The organism is Paraclostridium sp. MRS3W1, from assembly GCF_032465715.1.
In the GTDB taxonomy this organism is placed as follows: Bacteria; Bacillota; Clostridia; order Peptostreptococcales; family Peptostreptococcaceae; genus Paraclostridium; species Paraclostridium dentum.
Map to the genome: position 1 here is coordinate 1 of NZ_JAWDJM010000188.1, position 18277 is coordinate 18277.

The window sequence follows — 18277 nt, forward strand, 5'->3', positions numbered from 1 at the left end:
TTATAGAATTTTCAAACTTATCCGTAATTCTTTCAGATATTTGAAAATTTGATTCTATATAATCTACAAAACTATCTGAATCTAAAGAATGTTTTTCGCTGGGGATGGATTCCAAAGCATTTATTTTAGTATTTATTTCAGTTATTAAAATATCGCTATTTTCTACTAACTCATTATTCATATCTGTGAGCTTTAAATCTTGCATTACTAAATTATTCATATCTTTCTTAAATCCTGATATATGCCTTTCACATATTCCTAATAAATTTTTGTATTCATCAAGATAGTCTGCATTACTTGTTAGTTCTTGATTTTTTAAAAATTTTTCAGCATTATCAAATTCTTCTATATACAAAGGTTCTATATATTTTTTATATGAATTAGTAAATTGCTCATTATACTCAAATATGCTTAATCCATTTTGATTAACACTTTCATTATTGTTTGAATTATGATTAGTACTTTTATAAAAACTACATCCACCTAATAAAACATTACCAATTATGATACAAATCATCGATAATATTTTAATATTACGCATAAAAATTCTCCTTCCAACAGACTACATTCATATTATCCCTATAAAATCAAATTTTATTTATCTAAATGAAATATTTATTTTTTTACTTTGACAAAGTACTTTGTATGAAGAAGTTCATGTGCCTTATGACTCAATGGTTTTCCTAAATATTTATCATAAATAGCTTGTACAGCTGGGTTTTCCTTTGATACTCTTAAATCAGATGATTTATCTATGTTGTTTAATCCCTCTGCTCTTTTTTCTATACTTTCAATTCTTTTTTTAGCTTTAGGTTGACCTCCGCCACCTACACATCCACCTGGACACGCCATTATTTCTATTGCATGGAAAAATTCTTCTTTAGCCCTTATTTTATCTAGCATTTTACCAGCTTCCTTTAGTCCATATGCAACTCCTATTCTAAGCTTTATTCCATCTACTTCTAAGTCACACGATCTAAATGAATCCCATCCTCTTAAGCAAGTAAATTCTACATTTTCTAACTTTTTACCAGTCATGTTTTCTATTGCTGTTCTCGTTGCAGCTTCAATTACGCCACCAGTTCTTCCAAATATTATTCCAGCTCCTGTATATTCACCTAAAACTTGATCTATTTCTTGATCCTCAATTTCTTTTAAATCAATTCCTGAGTCTTCAAATATTTTTATAAGTTCTCTAGTCGTTATAACATAATCTACATCATAGTTTAGACCTCTTGAAAATTCATGTCTCGATGCTTCATACTTCTTAGCTATACATGGCATTATAGCTACAGATGTTACTTCATCTCTACTAAGTCCTTTTTCTTCTTTAGCCCACAAATCTTTAGCAACTGTAGCAAACATCTGCATTGGTGATTTTGCACTTGATGGAACATCTAACATATCTCCGTAGTTTTGTTCTATAAATTTAACCCAAGCAGGACAACAAGATGTAAGTATTGGAAGCTTAACATCTTCATCCCCTGCGAAGTGTTTTTCTAATCTTTCTTGTAGTTCCGCTGCTTCTTCCATTATTGTAAGGTCTGCTGCCCAAGTAGTATCAAATACATAATCTACACCTAACTTTCTAAGTGCAGCAGCAATTTTCTTCTCAACATTTGTCCCTGGTTCAAATCCAAATGCTTCTCCTATAGCTACCCTTATAGCTGGTGCCATTTGAGTAATTACAATTTTATTAGGAGTAGCTAAATCTCTTAAAAATTTAAGAGTATTATCTCCAGCAGTTATAGCATCAACTGGGCATGATGCTATACATTGCCCACAATGAGTACATCTATTGTAGTCAATATAGTGTTGTTCTTTTCTTTCTCCTACTATACAATCCACAGGACAAGCTCTTTTGCACGCTCCACACCCTATACATTTACCTGTTATTGTAAGCTTAACAAGATTATTACATTGAGCTGTATAGCACTTTTCATCCTCTATATGTTCTTCTATTTCTTCATAAAACTTATCTATTATTTCTTGCATTATATTGTGTTTTTGATTTAAAGTATCTTTTACTTCATTTGCAAGTTCTCTTAATATGAAAATATCTCTCATATTAGATCTACCTTTACTAATTCTATCTAATATCTTCCACATTTCCATTATTTCATTTTTAACCTTTGCATATTTTTTAAATTTATCATCTTTCATTTTTCCCATTAAGAAATCTATGTAGAATTTAGCATACTGAACTATACAGTCTTCTTGAGAAAGAATTATTATGGTTCTACTACACTCTGAGTTAAACAAAGTAAAGTCTAGTTCTTTGTCTAAACTATCTTCTGTTAAAAAACCTCCAAATGGAATTCCTAATTGAGCTGCTTTAAAATCCCTATTTTTTATTATTCCTCCAGCTAAATCTATAATATCCTTAAGTGTTGCACTTTCCGGAACTTCTATAATTCCAGGGTTATTTATTTTACCTGAAATAGCAATCTTTCTACTACTATCAGTAATTTGCTTTAGCTCTTCTTCACTAAACACTGTGAAAACAGATCCCAATGAACTTTGAATTATTGTTGATTTATTATCTCCCATTTTGAACTCTCCTTAAATAGAAATTAAATTTACATTATTAATTAACTTCTCCATTATTGTAACATAATATTCCAATTAATTTTTGTAAAAAAAAAGTTAAGTTGAAACATAATGTCTCAACTTAACTTTTTATTATTTATTAAATTTATCTATCTCATTCAACAGCTCTTCAACCAAGTTATCGCCCTTTATTTTTCTGATTATTTCACCTTTTTTAAATAATAATCCTTCCCCTTTTCCTCCTGCAATTCCTATATCTGCTTCTTTAGCTTCTCCAGGACCGTTAACTGCACATCCCATTATAGCAACAGTCATGTCCTTATCTACTTTATTGATTTTTTCTTCAACTTCATTTACTACACTTATAAGATCTATATTACATCTTCCACATGTTGGGCAAGATATAACCTTTATTTTATCATTTAGTAAATCCAAGCTTCTAAGTATCTCTTTACCTACTATAACTTCTTCTGTAGGGTCTCCTGTCAGAGATATTCTTATAGTATCTCCTATTCCTTTTAATAAAAGAGCACCTACTCCTATAGAAGATTTTATAGTTCCTTTTTTTACACTTCCTGATTCTGTTATACCTATATGAAGAGGGTAATCAACTTTTTTAGATATAAGTTCATATGCCTCTATAGTTTTGTAAATATCAGATGATTTAAGCGATATAACAATATTGCAAAAATCTAAATCTTCAAGTATTTTAACATGCCCAAGAGCACTTTCTACAAGAGCTTCAGCTGTAGCAGATCCATACTTTTCTAGAAGTTCTTTTTCTAATGAACCTCCATTTACACCTATTCTTATTTTAAGATTTTTTTCTTTACATTTATTTACAACCATCTTAACTTTCTCTATACTACCTATATTTCCTGGGTTAATTCTAACTCCATCAACCCCTTGGTCAATAGCCTCTAAAGCTAATCTATGGTCAAAATGTATATCTGCAATCACAGGTATATTTACATTTTTCTTAATTTCACCTATATTTTTAGCAGCTTCCATATCTGGCACAGCAACTCTAACTACATCACATCCAACTTCTTCTAATCTTTTAATTTGCTCTATTGTAGCTTTTGCATCTCTTGTATCTGTATTTGTCATAGATTGTATAGATATAGGATTATTCCCACCTATCTTTAAACTTCCTACACTAACTTCTCTACTAAGTCTTCTTTCGTAACTCATAATCTCACCTTCACTTTCTAGTAAAACGTTGCTACATTCCAACTAATCTAACTATGTCTTTATATGTTACAAATAACATAAACACCATTAATGCTCCAAATCCAATTAGATTTACCATACCTTCTTTTTCTGGATCTATCTTTTTCCCACCTCTTAAAAACTCTATAAATAAGAAGAATAATCTTCCTCCATCAAGAGCTGGTATAGGAAGTAAATTTAATACTCCTAAGTTTAAGCTTATTACAGCTGCTAAATATAACACATTCATTACACCTACTTTTGTAGCATCTGCAACTATGCTTATTACACCTATTGGTCCTGCAAGCGAACCTTCTACACCACCTGGTAAAGTTCCTGTTATTAACTTTCCTAAAACTGCAATCATTTGACCTAACATAGCTATTGTTGATTTTATAGCCATTCCAAATGATCCCAGAATATCTTTTTTATTTTCTGGATATATACCTATTAGATAGTTACCCTCTTTAGACTCTGGAGTAACCTCTATTTCTTTTTCTTTTCCATTTCTATCAATAGTTAATTTTAACTCTTTTCCCTTAGAATCTTGAATGTTTTTGCTTAACTCATTCCAATTTTTTATATCATTACCATTGATTTCAGTTACAGTATCTCCAGCTTGAATACCAGCTTTTTGAGCAACACTTCCATCTATAACTTCTTTCAATGTTGTACTTGGCATTCCTTGGTACATGTATATACCAGCTAAAATTACAGCTGTAAGTAATATATTAAAAAATGGTCCTGCAAATAATATACTTGCCCTTTGAAGTATACTCTTATTTCCAAATGCTCTTGGATCATGTGAATCTCCATCTTCACCTTCCATAGCAACGTACCCGCCTAGAGGAAGTAGCCTTATGCTATATACAGTTTCACCTTTTTTAAAGCTATATATTTTCGGTCCCATACCAATAGCAAATTCATGAATTCTAACACCTGCTTTTTTTGCAAATAAAAAGTGTCCAAGTTCATGAATAAAAACTATCACACCAAAAGCTAAAATAGCTATTAATATAGTTATTATATTCATATTTTCACCATCCTATTTTATACACTGTTTTACAAACTCACGGCTCCAATTGTCTATATGTAATATCTCTTCTAATGTCGGTTTTTCTATACTTTTATGTGCTTCTAACGTTTTTTCAATATACTTAGGAATATCGTAAAACTTAATTTTATCTTCCAAGAATTCATTTACTAAAACTTCATTTGCCGCATTTAATACTGCACAATATGTACCTCCCATTTTTAAACTATCATAAGCTAGTTTCAAGCATGGGAATGTATTTAAATCTGGCTTTTCAAATGTTAAACTGCTTAGTTTAGAAAAGTCTAATCTTTCAAAATCATTAAGTAGTCTATTTGGATATGTTAGAGCATACTGTATAGGTAATTTCATATCAGGGCATCCCATCTGAGCAATTATAGAACTATCTACAAACTGAACCATAGAATGTATTATACTTTGAGGATGAACCACTACATCTATTTTATCCGGTTCTACATTAAATAACCATTTAGCTTCTATAACTTCTAATCCTTTATTCATAAGGGTTGATGAGTCTATGCTGATTTTTCTTCCCATACTCCAATTCGGATGTTTTAATGCTTCATTTTTAGTTACATGTTCTAGTTCTTGCTTAGATTTACCTCTAAATGGTCCTCCTGATGCAGTTAAAATTATACTATCTATTTCTTTGTTATTTTCACCATTTAAACATTGAAATATAGCACTATGTTCACTATCTACAGGAAGTATATCTACATTTCTTTTCTTCGCCTCTTCCATTACTAATTGACCTGCTGTAACTAAAGTTTCTTTGTTTGCAAGTGCTATAGTCTTGCCTTTTTTTATTGCTTCAAGAGTAGGCACTAAACCTATCATACCTACTATAGCAGTTAAAAGTACATCTATTTCATCTAAAGATGATATTTGTACCAAGCCTTCCATTCCACTTAAAACTTTTATATCTATATCGCTTGGTATCATATTTTTTAATGCTTTAGCACTATCTTCATCATATACAGCAACATACTTTGGTTTAAATTCAGTTATTTGTTCTAATAATAAATTTATGCTACTATTTGCAGATATAGCTACTACTTCAAACTTATCTTTATTTTTTCTCACTACATCTAATGTTTGAGTTCCTATAGAACCTGTTGACCCCAATATTGATATTCTTTTCATTGCCTTTGTATTCCTTTCTGATAATTTAAATATTATACAATTAAAGCTTCAGAAACCCCTGAAGCTAAATAAATAAATATATTGCATAATAAACAAATGGTGCTACTAGTATAACACTATCAAATCTATCTAATATACCACCATGTCCTGGTATTAATTTTCCATAATCTTTTATTCCTACGTATCTTTTTATAGCTGATGCAAATAGATCTCCAAATTGTGCTACAATACTTCCTATACTTCCCACTAAAACCATGTGAGGTATATCTAACTTGAATATATAGCCAAATATTACACAACAAATTGTAGATCCTAAAATTCCACCAATACTGCCTTCGATTGTCTTTTTAGGACTTATTGTAGGTATTAGTTTGTGTTTTCCAAATAAATACCCACTAAAATATGCAAATGTATCTGTCATGAATGATATAATAAATATCAACCATACATAAATTGCACCTAATTTAAAATCATTAATTGTTAAAACTATATAATCTAAGAATATAGGAACATAAAATATCCCTATAAATGTTATAGAAAAATCTATAATATTTTTCTTGCCTGATAAAATATAAATTATTCCTACCAAAAATAGTAAAAATACAATTACATATGTGTATTCATTTTTCAAATTTAAAATATGTTTTAAAGACAAGTATACGGCAAATAAATATCCTAAAATACTTATAGGTTGTATATTTTTACTTTTAAATGCCTTATAAAACTCATCCAATGCAATAATTCCTATAATAGCTTCTGCTATATATAGTGGTAGCCCCCCATATATTACAAATAGTAATAATGGTATTAGCGCTAATGCAGCAATGATTCTTACAACCATAAAATAATCTCCTTACTTAAGTCCACCAAACCTTCTATCTCTACTTTGGTAAACATATATAGCTTTCCTTACTTCATTCCCATCGAAGTCAGGCCAGTATACATCTGTAAAATAAAATTCTGAATATGCAATTTCCCATAATAAGAAGTTACTTATCCTCTGTTCACCACTAGTTCTTATAATTAAGTCTGGGTCTGGTATAGACTTAGTGCTTAAATATTTTGTTATAGTATCTTCAGTTATATCTTCTATATCTATTTTACCACTTTTACAATTTTTTACTATATCTACAACTGCATTTTTTATATCATTTCTACTACCATAATTTAATGCTATATTTAAGTTTAATCCAGTATTATCTTTAGTTATATCAATTGCATTTTTTATAGCATCTAGAGATTTACCAGGTAATACATCTATATCACCAATAGTTGTTATTTTTACATTATTTTTATGTAGTTCTTTAAGCTCTTTGTTTAGATATGTATAAAGTAGGTTCATTAAAGCATCTACCTCTAACTTTGGTCTTTTCCAATTTTCTGTAGAAAATGCATATAAAGTTAAGTGCTTTACCCCTAATGCTGAACACTCTTTAGTTACAGCTCTTATAGCTTCAACTCCAGCTTTATGACCCACTGTTCTTGGAAGGAGTCTTTCTTTTGCCCATCTCCCATTCCCGTCCATTATTATTGCTATATGAGTAGGTACGTTACTTAAGTTTATGTCATATATAGTGTTTTTATTCATAAACTACCTCCCAATAAAATTTTCTGACTCCTATTTTAAGGAGTCAGCAAAGTATGTTTGTATTATTTCTATACTATTTCCTACTTTAGATATTTTAATAACTCTGGGAATAATTAAAGTATCTTGATCTTTGTAGCCATTTATAGTAGTTATAGTATATTGTTTATTTTCTTTTTTAAAAAAGCTCTCTACTTCTTCAGTATGAAGTCCTAATAAGTTATAATAACTTTCCAATATTATACCGCCATTATATCTTGTTCTTTAGCTTTTAATAACGCATCTACTTCTTTTACAAACTTATCAGTTAATTTTTGAACTTCATCTTGAGATTTCTTTAAATCATCTTCAGTTATATCGCCATCTTTTTCCATTTTTTTAAGTTTATCGTTAGCATCTCTTCTTTCATTTCTTAATCTAACTTTAAACTCTTCTGCTACTTTACCAGCTTGTTTAGCTAATTCTTTTCTTCTTTCTTCTGTTAAAGCTGGAACTGATATTCTTATAACTTGTCCATCATTAGTTGGGTTTAATCCTAAATCTGAATTTCTTATAGCTTTCTCTATTTCAGCCATAGCAGTCTTATCCCAAGGATTTATCATTAAAGTTCTAGGTTCTGGAACTGATATTGCCCCTACTTGATTTACAGGAGTTGGTGTTCCATAGTAATCAACTCTTATTTTATCTAACATTTGAGCATTAGCTCTTCCTGCTCTTATTGTAGTAAATTCTGATTTAAGAGCTTCTATTGTTTTATTCATTTTTTCTTCTAATTGTTTTTTTACTTGTGCGCTCATTATATTTTCCTCCTTAATAGTTTATTATTTTACAGTAGTTCCTATATTTTCACCCATAACCGCTTTTATTATATTCTCTGTAGAAAGTTCAAATACCTTTATTGGTATCTTATTATCCATACATAAAGATGTAGCAGTTGAGTCCATAACTTTAAGTTCTTTTTGTAAAACTTCTATATAACTAAGTTCTGTAAACTTTTTAGCATCCGCATGTACCTTTGGATCTTTATCATATACTGCATCAACATTTTTTGCTAATAATATAACTTCTGATTCCATTTCTGCAGCACGAAGTGCAGCTGCTGTATCAGTTGAGAAGTAAGGATTTCCTGTTCCCGCTCCGAATATAACAACTCTAGATTTTTCTAAGTGTCTAACTGCCTTTCTTCTTATATAAGGTTCTGCTATTTGTCTCATTTCTATAGCAGTTTGCACTCTTGTTAATACATCTATGTTTTCAAGAGCATCTTGTAGAGCCATAGCATTCATAACTGTAGCTAACATTCCTATGTAGTCAGCAGTAGTTCTGTCCATACCTTCTGATGTTCTTCCTCTCCAGAAGTTACCTCCTCCAACAACTACAGCTACTTCTACACCTATACCTTGAATTTGTTTTATAGCATTAGCTATCTCATTTACAACATCATTGTTTATACCAAATCCTTTTTCTCCAGCTAGTGCTTCTCCACTTAATTTAAGTAATACTCTTTTATACATCGGCTTTGTCATTTGAAATCCTCCTTAGTTAATCCACTTTTTAAAAAAGAGAACACCGAAGTGTTCTCTTTTGGTTAATTACTTAAGTTGCTTAGCAACCTCTTCAGCAAAGTTTTCTTCTTTCTTTTCTATACCTTCACCAACTTCGAATCTTACGACTCTAGCAACCTTTATTTCAGAACCTACTTTTTTAGCAACGTCTGCAACTAATTGCTTTATAGTTAAATCTGGGTTTTTAACGAAAGTTTGTTCTACTAAACAAACTTCTTTTAATTGTTTTTCTAATCTTCCCTTTATCATCTTTTCAACTATATTAGCTGGTTTTCCTTCATTTAATGCTTGTTGAGTTAATATTTCTGTTTCATGAGCTATGTAGTCTTGGTCTACGTCATCTTTAGAAACATACTTAGGATTCATAGCAGCAACTTGCATAGCTATATCTTTTCCCATTGCTAATACGTCAGCATCTCTTGCTTCTGTTTCTAATTCAACTAATACACCTATTTTACCACCACCGTGGATGTATCCTGCAACTTGTCCGTTAGTAGATACTTTTTCAAATCTTCTTATGTCTAACTTTTCTCCTATAGTAGCTATTCTGTTGTTTAATACTTCAGATAAAGCTCCTTCTTTGTGAGATTCAGTTAATAATCCAGCTACATCTTCTTTCTCAGTAGCTAAAGCCATTTCAGCAACATCTTTAACGAAAGTTTTGAAATCTTCGTTTTTAGCAACGAAATCTGTTTCTGAGTTTATCTCAACTATAGCACCAACTGTGTTATCATCGTTCATTTCTATAGCAACTAATCCTTCAGCAGCTATTCTATCAGATTTCTTAGCAGCTTTAGATAATCCTTTTTCTCTTAATAAATCTATAGCTCTTTCCATATTTCCTTCAGCTTCTTGTAAAGCTTTTTTACAGTCCATCATTCCGGCACCTGTAGTTTCTCTTAACTCTTTAACCATTTGTGCAGTTATAGCCATTGGTATTCCCTCCTATATATTACTAATGGTAAGGGTATGCCCCCTTACCATTAAATTATTTTATTATTCTTGATCTTCAGTTACTTCTTCTTGATCATCAGCTATAGCTTGTCTTCCTTCTATTATAGCAGTTGCCATAGCACCAGTTATTAACTTAACAGCTCTTATAGCGTCATCGTTACCTGGTATAGCAAAGTCTAATTGCTCAGGATCACAGTTTGTATCAACTATACCTATTACTGGTATACCTAATCTGTGAGCTTCTTGTATAGCTATGTTTTCTTTTCTTGGGTCTACTACGAATATAGCAGCTGGTAATTCAGGCATATCTTTTATACCGTTTAAGTATTTCTCTAATTTTTCTTTTTCAGCTCTTAATTTTATAACTTCTTTCTTAGGAAGAACATTGAATACTCCTTCTTCTTCCATTTTTTCTAACTTTCTTAACTTGTCTATTCTAGTCTTTATAGTTTTGTGGTTTGTTAACATTCCACCTAACCATCTTTCATTAACGTAGAACATTCCACATCTTTCAGCTTCTTCTTTTATAGCTTCTTGAGCTTGCTTCTTAGTTCCTACGAATAATATAGGTCTTCCAGTTTCAGCTACTTCTTTAGTGAATCTGTAAGCTTCCTCAACTTTTTTAACAGTTTTTTGTAAGTCTATTATATATATTCCATTTCTCTCTGTGAATATATATTGAGCCATCTTAGGGTTCCATCTTCTTGTTTGATGTCCGAAATGAACACCAGCTTCTAATAATTGTTTCATTGATATTACTGCCATTTTTTCCTCCTGGTTTTACCTCCGACTTGATCAACTCTCTAAAAAACCCTCTAGGCACCTTTTAGAGATCACATAGTCGTGCGTTATTTTATTTTTTTACCTCAGTTAGTATATCATAGCCTACTATAAATTACAATATCTTTTATAAATTTTATATCCTTATTATATACGTACTATTATTTTCTATTTTTCTTCATTTCCCTAAGTAATTATTGCCAAATTTTCAAAAATATATTCAACTTAATTCATAAATCAAATTTTCATTTTTTTACACATAAAAAATAAGATAGAGTTGATACTCTATCTTATTTTTTACTATTTTGAAAACAGCATTTTAACTTTAGTAATTAAAGAAGCATTATCCACATCTTTCGCACTAACTATATCAATACTACCCAAGATTTCTCCATTATCAGTATAGTATTTAATTACACCTAGTACATCACCCTTTTTAATAGGATATTCTAATTCTTTTAAAGTTAACTGTGTATTTAAATTTTCTTCATTTCCTAAGATTGTATATAATTCATCTTTAGTTCTAAGCTCTACTTCTAATTCTTCTAATCCCTTTATATATTTTTTGCCAATTAAATCATTTTTACGTATTACTTTTTCTGTATGATAATTCTCTTTACCATAATTTAGCATGTCTAATGATGCTGATAATCTTTTATTTTTATGATTAGCACCTAAAGACACACCTATAACTCTATATTTTCGTATATCATTTTGTTTTTTTACATTCATCGAAAATGATAAACAATATCCTGCATTGCCTGTGTATCCAGTCTTAATTCCGTCAACATCAGGTATTATCCTTAACAAAGGGTTAGTGTTGTTTTTTTCAAATCCTCTATTTGGATTTGAATAGGTAACCATATCAGTAACCGATGTAACTTGTTTTTCATAATTATCAAACATATATTTACCAAGGGTTGCAATATCTCTAGCTGTTGATATATTCTGTTTTGGTTGAGCCTTAGGATTTTGTAAGTCATATATAGGTAGTCCATGAGGATTCACAAAATGAGTATTGCTCATTCCTATATCTTTAGCCTTTTTGTTCATAATTTTTACAAATTGCTCTGGACTTTTACCTATATGAGTAGCTATAGCAATTGCTGCATCATTTCCAGAAACTATCATTAATCCTTTCATCAGTTCAATTAGCTCTACTTCTTCATTTTCTTTCAAATGATAACTTGATCCTTTTACAGATGCTATTTTTTTAGTTATTTTAATTTTATCCTTAGCACTTACCTGCTTGTTTTCAATAGCTTCTATAGCTATTAAAAATGTCATCATTTTACTTAAACTAGCTAATGGTCTTTTTTCATCTGGATTTTTAGCATATAAAACTCTATTTGTATCTTGGTCTATTAGTATAGATGATAAAGAATACTTATCTACTTCTTTTTCTTTTTCTGTTGCAAATATAGTATATGGAGTTACAAATGCTAAAATTAAAATAAATGATATGATTTTCTTTACTCCTAATGTCATTTTTTCACCTTCTTAAGTTAATAAGTATATATTAATTTTTCACTTATTTACTTAAATATATATCTAGTAATTATTTACTATCTTGACATTTTCCTAAAAATTACAGAAGCCCATGATGCTCCCATAGTTACTCCAAGAAAAACTTCTATACTTACTAGAGCTTTTCCAGCTATATTAATTACTGTCATATCTCCATATCCTACAGTACTGAATGTAATCATACTAAAATACCATAAATCAATATAATTTTTAATTAACTCATATATATTTTTAACTTCACCTATTTTTATTATTTTATCATTATATTTAACTCCCGTTACCATATATAAAATAGCAAACAAAGTGATTATAAAAAAAGATATTATAAAAATATTTAAAGGCTTTTCTCCATATCCAATTATTATTCTTGATAGAAAATCTATAAATTTAGCATTTATATATTGAATATTACCTCTAAATCCACTTCTTTTTATACATTTACCTCCATAATATCTTTCCATGTAATAATAGTGTCCAAGTTTTTCATAATCTCCAGTTATACTACATTGATTTTTTGCTATTCTATAATTAATCTTTGCATTTTCATAATTGTTTTTACCATACTTTATATCTTTTAATAAAACTTTTGTACAATTACTAAAAATAATTCCATCTAATCTAGGCAAATTTTTTATATTTTCAAATGAAACCTTTTGACCTTTTATTTTTGAATGTATAAAAATTTTCTCACTAGTTAATTCTCTACTAAACTCTACATTTTTAAAGATACAATCTCCATAAAAAATACAATTTTTAAAAGATACCTTATTTTCAAAGGTAATATTTTTAAAAGTAATATTTTTTTCAAATCTACAATTATCAAATATCACATCTTTTTTAAATAAAGCATCGGAAAAATCTATATTTTTGTTTTTACTCAATTCATATAGTTTATCACTATTTATAATAACAACTTCATCAAATATTAAGTTAGTATAATCTATGCATTGTTTTTTTTTAAAGTTTATATTTTGTTTAACCATCGACTATACGTCCTCCAATTTTTATGGTTATTATTTTTTGATATTAATTAAATTTTATTCATAATATAATAACTTCATTAGTTGTATAAAAAAACTGTTTCAAAGGTTAACTTTGAAACAGTTTTATTTTATAGTCATCCCAAGCACTAAAAAAGAAACAATGGCAATTGCTCCTAATGCTGCAAATTTACTAAATCTATGTATGTGTTTTTTGTTTTTTACATATCCATCTTTATGTACTATTAAATCTTGTTCAATATTTTCATTTTCTTCATCTTTTTCACATATATTTTCAACTTCATATAGATATTCGCTTAAGTCTATCATAACTTCTTGAGGCGTTTGATATCTATGCTTTCGACTTAACAGTTTTTTTACTATATTTATGATTTTTTCTGGACTTTTTCCGGTGTCAATTTTTCTCCAACATATACCCTTGTCCATTCTTCTTATGAGCTCCTCTTCATTTTTTGCTTCTCCATAAGGGTGTTCTCCAAATATCAATTCAAACAAAATTACTCCTAAAGCATGAAAATCGCTACTTTTATCTGTATATCCTAGACAAATTTGATGAGGACACATATACTTTAAGTTTTTAGAAAATCTTTTTATTCCATTATTAAAAATTTTATTATTAGATTTTATAATTCCAATGTTACTTAACTTTACATTATATCCTTCATCTATAATTATGTTACTTGGCTGTAGACATCCATGATATATATCATAGCTATGTATTACTTCTAGTGCATTTAATATTTGTCTAAAAATTATAATTATTTCATCCATATTCAATTTATGAAATTTAGTTAATTGGTTCAAAGTGCTACCTTCCATATACTCACTTATAACATAGTATAATTCCGTTCCATTTTCAAGCTTATCCATTCCTACATCTTTTACTTTAAGTATATTCGGCGAGTTAATTTCATTTATAGATGTTGATTCATCAATTAAGTTAGATATAAATTTTTCACTTCTAATTATCCCTTTATCTATGATATTTATAATGACCAGCTGCTTATCGTAAGAATCTCTGCCTTTATATAGACACGAATTAGAACATCTTCCTATTTCTTCTACAATTTCATACCTTTTTCCTATATATACCAAATAATCTCCCTCCCAATATGCATGCAAACATTTTCTATCCTTAGTTATATTATAACAATTTTGGAAATAATTGTAATTAATAAGTATTGCATGACCACATTTATATTTTTTTGTATTATTGTATCGTTTCAGTGTTATTAGTTTATTTTTGTGGTCATACCCAATTATTATTACCTTTAAACTTTTTAAAAATTCTTGAAAATAAATATAGAGGTGCTTTAGTCTTTACAAAAATATCCGTATACAATTTAATAGATTCATAGAAGTCAAACAACTATAATCCTTAAAATTATATACGGATATATATATATATTATTTAGTATATTATTATTAATTTTATTTTTTCTTGTACGAACTCGTTGTTATGTACTCTTTTTCTGTTACTTTACCGTTAGAATCTTTAAATTCTCTATAAGTCTTAACTACATTACTACTTCCCACATTTTCAGTTACCACACTTATATTTTGCTTATCCTTTGAACTACCATATATAGTGCTTGTTACTGTTCCATTATACGCTGAGTTTTTTATATATATAGGATGTTTATATGGATTTTTAAATTTTAAATCTATAGATCCATAAGCAACTGTTGCATCTTTTCCCTTAGGAGCGTACGTAGATGGCAATGAATGATTTCTAACATTTGTTATATCAAGCCCTGAGTAAAGAGCTGAATTATATATAGTTGTAGATACTTGACATACTCCTCCTCCAGATCCATCTTGTACTTTACCATCTACAATTACAGGGGCATCTTTATACCCATTCGATCTACTTCTAGGTCCTGTTGATGTATTGTATGAAAATTCTTCTCCTGGCATAAGTACTATGTCACTAGTACTATTAGATGCCTTAACTATATTGTAAGCTCTATTAGCAGATGAATTTGTATATCTAGTACTGTGAGTAGCCAGTAATGAATCTACACTTTTTAGCATACCCGCGGTTATAATTGGTTTCTGACTTTTTATTGAAAGCGCCATACCACTAAACTTGTTTTCAGATAAATATTTTTTTATGTTTTCCTTACTAGATTTTTTATCCAATTCTTGTCCTATAACCTCTGGAGTTATATTAAAGCTTCCTGAATCTGATATATATAACTTTGCATCAGCAACTTTTTTATTTGCCTTATTACTTATTTCATCTAATGCTGAGTCTAATTTTTTTTCATTGTATGTAGGATTTATAGCTATTACTTCTTTTTTTCCTCTTTGAAGTGCAATAACTCTTTCTACATTCTTGAAATACGAATCAGTTTTGTTAAATTTATATGCATTATCAACAAACTTATTTACATCGTATTTTAAATCAATTTGGTTCGGATTTATTGTAAAATTTTTATCATTGTAATCCACATCTATAATCTTAGGCTTGTATTCATTGGCTACAGCTAATTTAGCCTCATTAGGTGTAAGATCTGAAACATTTACATTTCCAATATACATATTGGTAGCTATCTTGCCGTTGTAAATATACTTGTTATTAAATGATTTTATGCCTATAGATGCTATTATTATAAGTGTTAAAATAATTGCTGCTATAATACTTAAATTTTTTTTTGATGTAATATCAAGTTTTACTCTTTCTTTTTTTTCTTCTACTGCTACATTTTGTTGCATTTCATTCCCCCCTACTTTACTTAAGATAATTATATTTAAATGAACTTTATAAAACAACGTTTCTTAAGTATATGTAACTTTATTGTCACAATTGTAGAGGCTTGTATATTTATATAATAAATTCTCCTATTACAGGATAATGATCAGATAAATTAATAAATTCAACTTTATATCTACTCGGTCTTAGATTTTTAGACATAAATATATAATCTATTCTAGATTTACTAGGTTGAAATGTTTCTATATTTTCACAACTAAACAATATAGATAAGTCATAATAATCTTTTATTTTTATATTCGTTTGGTTAAAATCACCACATATAATAATTTTTCCTCTTAAATTATTTACATAACTATAAATTTCCTCAATCTGTATTTTTCTTTCTTACTCATTTAACCCTAAATGAGTATTTATTATATTAACTAATTTGTTATTTATAAAAAATTGAGTATGAATAAATCCCCTTTGCTCTTTTTTACTACTTAAATAAAATCCATCTGTGTACTTTACACATTCAACAAAATATATAGCAATTCCATAATTATCACCTTTTAACTCTACAGTTTTAAAAAAGTAACCTTTTATATTTAAATCATTTAAAATTTTATAATGTATACTCTCTAAAACTTCTTGAAGGCATATTACATCTGCATTTATCTTTTTTAAAAACTTAATAATTCATTTAAGGTATCTTTATTGTGTGCATCCATACCTTTATGAATGTTGTAAGTTATAATTTTCATTTATCCTCCTAAATTCCAGTTGCATAAATTTTAACTTCTTTCTTTTTTTATCCTTGTACATTTACCTTGATTTATAACAAATAAGAATCCCATTTTTTTATATAATTCATCTAATTCTCCTATGCTAACATCTCCCTTTCTTAGGTTATTTATAGTTATTTCCTCTAGTCTTCTATTTGATATCATCATTGGTTTTTCTCTCCTTCATAAATTAATAATTTATACTATTTATATTCATGTATGCCATTATTTATTACTAAACTTCAACCGAACAACCGTTCCTTCAATACTTATTATAAACCAAACACCTGTTCGTTTTCAATAGAAAAATATTATTTTTTATGTTTTTTTGTCATTTTTTGTGAATAAAAAAAAGAGTGCTATATAATAATTTTTAATATTATATAGCACTCTAATTAACTAAGCATTTATTTATTTTATCTATTTTAAGGAATTTTCATATTGTATACAATATACTATATATCATAAATCACATTTTGTCAACACAATAAACTATACTTTTTATATATAGTGTACACATTTTAAAATTTTATAAATACAAATCTAATTTTTAGTTTTTTTATTATTTAAAAACATGTAATATGATGCTGAAAATATTATTATATAGCCTATAAAACTGTATTTATCCGGAATCACATTAAATACTACTATACTTATAATAGCTGAGAATATTATATTTGAATAATCAAATATAGATATTTCCTTAGCTGGTGCATATTTATATGCAAGTGTTACTCCGAATTGTCCAATACTTGCAAAAACGCCTCCTAAAACTAAATATACAAATTGTATAATTGTCATAGATTTGTATGCCATAATGGCAAATGGAAATATTGAAACAGTTGAAAATAACGAAAAGAAAAATACCACAGTGTAAAACTTTTCTTTTCCCCCAAGAACTCTTAGGCAAGTATACGCTGCTGCTGCAAATATCGCCCCTAAAATTCCTGCCACATATGGTATTATTGCAAAATTTAGAGTAGGTTTTATTATAAACAAAGCTCCTATAAATGCTATTATTACTGCTATAGCTTGATTTGACTTAATTTTTTCTTTTAAGAATATAGCTGAAAAAATTATTACAAAAAATGGACTTAGTTTATTTAACATGTTTGCATCTGATAAAACCAATCTATCAATAGCATAGAAATTTAGTATTATTCCTAAAGTACCAAATATAGACCTTAAAATTAATATTTTTCTATTTTCTTTGCTTCCAAAGGCGCTTTCTTTATATTTTAGTATTAATGAAAATGCAATTATGCATGATACTAAATTTCTAAAAAAAGTTTTTTGGATACTAGGTAAATCACCCGATAGCTTTATAAAAGCTGACATCATCGCAAACCCAAATGCAGATAAAATTATAAATACAATTCCTTTATTTCTATCACTTAAATTATTTAATTTTCCCAAATTTCAC

General features: G+C 28.5%; 19 protein-coding genes. All 19 read right to left on the reverse strand.

The genetic code is table 11. The features are described from left to right. Positions 1-541 (reverse strand): hypothetical protein (locus RWY47_RS15965; RefSeq protein ID WP_316030369.1); only part of this gene is annotated, 541 nt, incomplete at its 3' end. 74 nt (positions 542-615) lie between these two features. Next, positions 616-2550 (reverse strand): [FeFe] hydrogenase, group A, encoded by a 1935-nt coding sequence (locus RWY47_RS15970; protein ID WP_035114970.1) that lies wholly within the window; start codon positions 2548-2550, stop codon positions 616-618. Positions 2551-2682: 132 nt separating this feature from the next. Further along, positions 2683-3744 carry a flavodoxin-dependent (E)-4-hydroxy-3-methylbut-2-enyl-diphosphate synthase gene (ispG, locus tag RWY47_RS15975; RefSeq protein WP_021433569.1) on the reverse strand — a complete coding sequence of 354 codons (1062 nt, stop codon included), beginning with the start codon at positions 3742-3744 and terminating at the stop codon, positions 2683-2685. A 31-nt stretch (positions 3745-3775) separates the two neighbouring features. Continuing rightward, complete coding sequence (gene rseP, locus RWY47_RS15980; protein ID WP_206198365.1) at positions 3776-4795, reverse strand: RIP metalloprotease RseP; 1020 nt, start codon at positions 4793-4795, stop codon at positions 3776-3778. A gap of 12 nt (positions 4796-4807) precedes the next feature. After that, on the reverse strand, positions 4808-5959 hold the full coding sequence (locus RWY47_RS15985) for a 1-deoxy-D-xylulose-5-phosphate reductoisomerase (RefSeq protein ID WP_021429534.1): 1152 nt from the start codon (positions 5957-5959) through the stop codon (positions 4808-4810). A gap of 64 nt (positions 5960-6023) precedes the next feature. Further along, positions 6024-6800 carry a phosphatidate cytidylyltransferase gene (locus RWY47_RS15990; protein ID WP_021429455.1) on the reverse strand — a complete coding sequence of 259 codons (777 nt, stop codon included), beginning with the start codon at positions 6798-6800 and terminating at the stop codon, positions 6024-6026. 12 nt (positions 6801-6812) lie between these two features. Then, the gene (locus tag RWY47_RS15995; protein WP_021429498.1) at positions 6813-7547 is read right to left on the reverse strand and encodes an isoprenyl transferase; all 735 of its coding nucleotides are present in this window, start codon (positions 7545-7547) and stop codon (positions 6813-6815) included. 30 nt (positions 7548-7577) lie between these two features. Beyond that, positions 7578-7781 (reverse strand): hypothetical protein, encoded by a 204-nt coding sequence (locus tag RWY47_RS16000; protein ID WP_021429454.1) that lies wholly within the window; start codon positions 7779-7781, stop codon positions 7578-7580. A 2-nt stretch (positions 7782-7783) separates the two neighbouring features. Next, positions 7784-8341, reverse strand: a complete 558-nt coding sequence (gene frr / locus RWY47_RS16005; RefSeq protein ID WP_021429446.1) for a ribosome recycling factor — start codon at positions 8339-8341, stop codon at positions 7784-7786. A gap of 24 nt (positions 8342-8365) precedes the next feature. Then, complete coding sequence (gene pyrH, locus RWY47_RS16010; protein ID WP_021429515.1) at positions 8366-9070, reverse strand: UMP kinase; 705 nt, start codon at positions 9068-9070, stop codon at positions 8366-8368. Positions 9071-9136: 66 nt separating this feature from the next. Beyond that, positions 9137-10042 carry a translation elongation factor Ts gene (gene tsf / locus RWY47_RS16015; protein ID WP_150843128.1) on the reverse strand — a complete coding sequence of 302 codons (906 nt, stop codon included), beginning with the start codon at positions 10040-10042 and terminating at the stop codon, positions 9137-9139. A gap of 63 nt (positions 10043-10105) precedes the next feature. Then, positions 10106-10828 (reverse strand): 30S ribosomal protein S2, encoded by a 723-nt coding sequence (gene rpsB / locus RWY47_RS16020; protein WP_021433574.1) that lies wholly within the window; start codon positions 10826-10828, stop codon positions 10106-10108. Between the two features lie 315 nt (positions 10829-11143). Continuing rightward, a complete protein-coding gene (locus RWY47_RS16025) occupies positions 11144-12331 on the reverse strand; it encodes a D-alanyl-D-alanine carboxypeptidase family protein (protein WP_150887146.1) in 1188 nt (395 codons plus the stop codon). A gap of 77 nt (positions 12332-12408) precedes the next feature. Continuing rightward, on the reverse strand, positions 12409-13353 hold the full coding sequence (locus RWY47_RS16030; protein WP_168930683.1) for a potassium channel family protein: 945 nt from the start codon (positions 13351-13353) through the stop codon (positions 12409-12411). A 123-nt stretch (positions 13354-13476) separates the two neighbouring features. Then, a complete protein-coding gene (locus tag RWY47_RS16035; RefSeq protein WP_167402914.1) occupies positions 13477-14466 on the reverse strand; it encodes a protein kinase domain-containing protein in 990 nt (329 codons plus the stop codon). A 336-nt stretch (positions 14467-14802) separates the two neighbouring features. Then, positions 14803-16089 (reverse strand): VanW family protein, encoded by a 1287-nt coding sequence (locus RWY47_RS16040; protein WP_168930680.1) that lies wholly within the window; start codon positions 16087-16089, stop codon positions 14803-14805. Between the two features lie 109 nt (positions 16090-16198). Then, positions 16199-16465 carry an endonuclease/exonuclease/phosphatase family protein gene (locus RWY47_RS18190; RefSeq protein ID WP_142729953.1) on the reverse strand — a complete coding sequence of 89 codons (267 nt, stop codon included), beginning with the start codon at positions 16463-16465 and terminating at the stop codon, positions 16199-16201. Between the two features lie 398 nt (positions 16466-16863). Beyond that, complete coding sequence (locus tag RWY47_RS16045) at positions 16864-17022, reverse strand: hypothetical protein (RefSeq protein WP_021429484.1); 159 nt, start codon at positions 17020-17022, stop codon at positions 16864-16866. 375 nt (positions 17023-17397) lie between these two features. Then, the gene (locus RWY47_RS16050) at positions 17398-18270 is read right to left on the reverse strand and encodes a DMT family transporter (protein ID WP_224170422.1); all 873 of its coding nucleotides are present in this window, start codon (positions 18268-18270) and stop codon (positions 17398-17400) included. Positions 18271-18277: the final 7 nt, after the last annotated feature.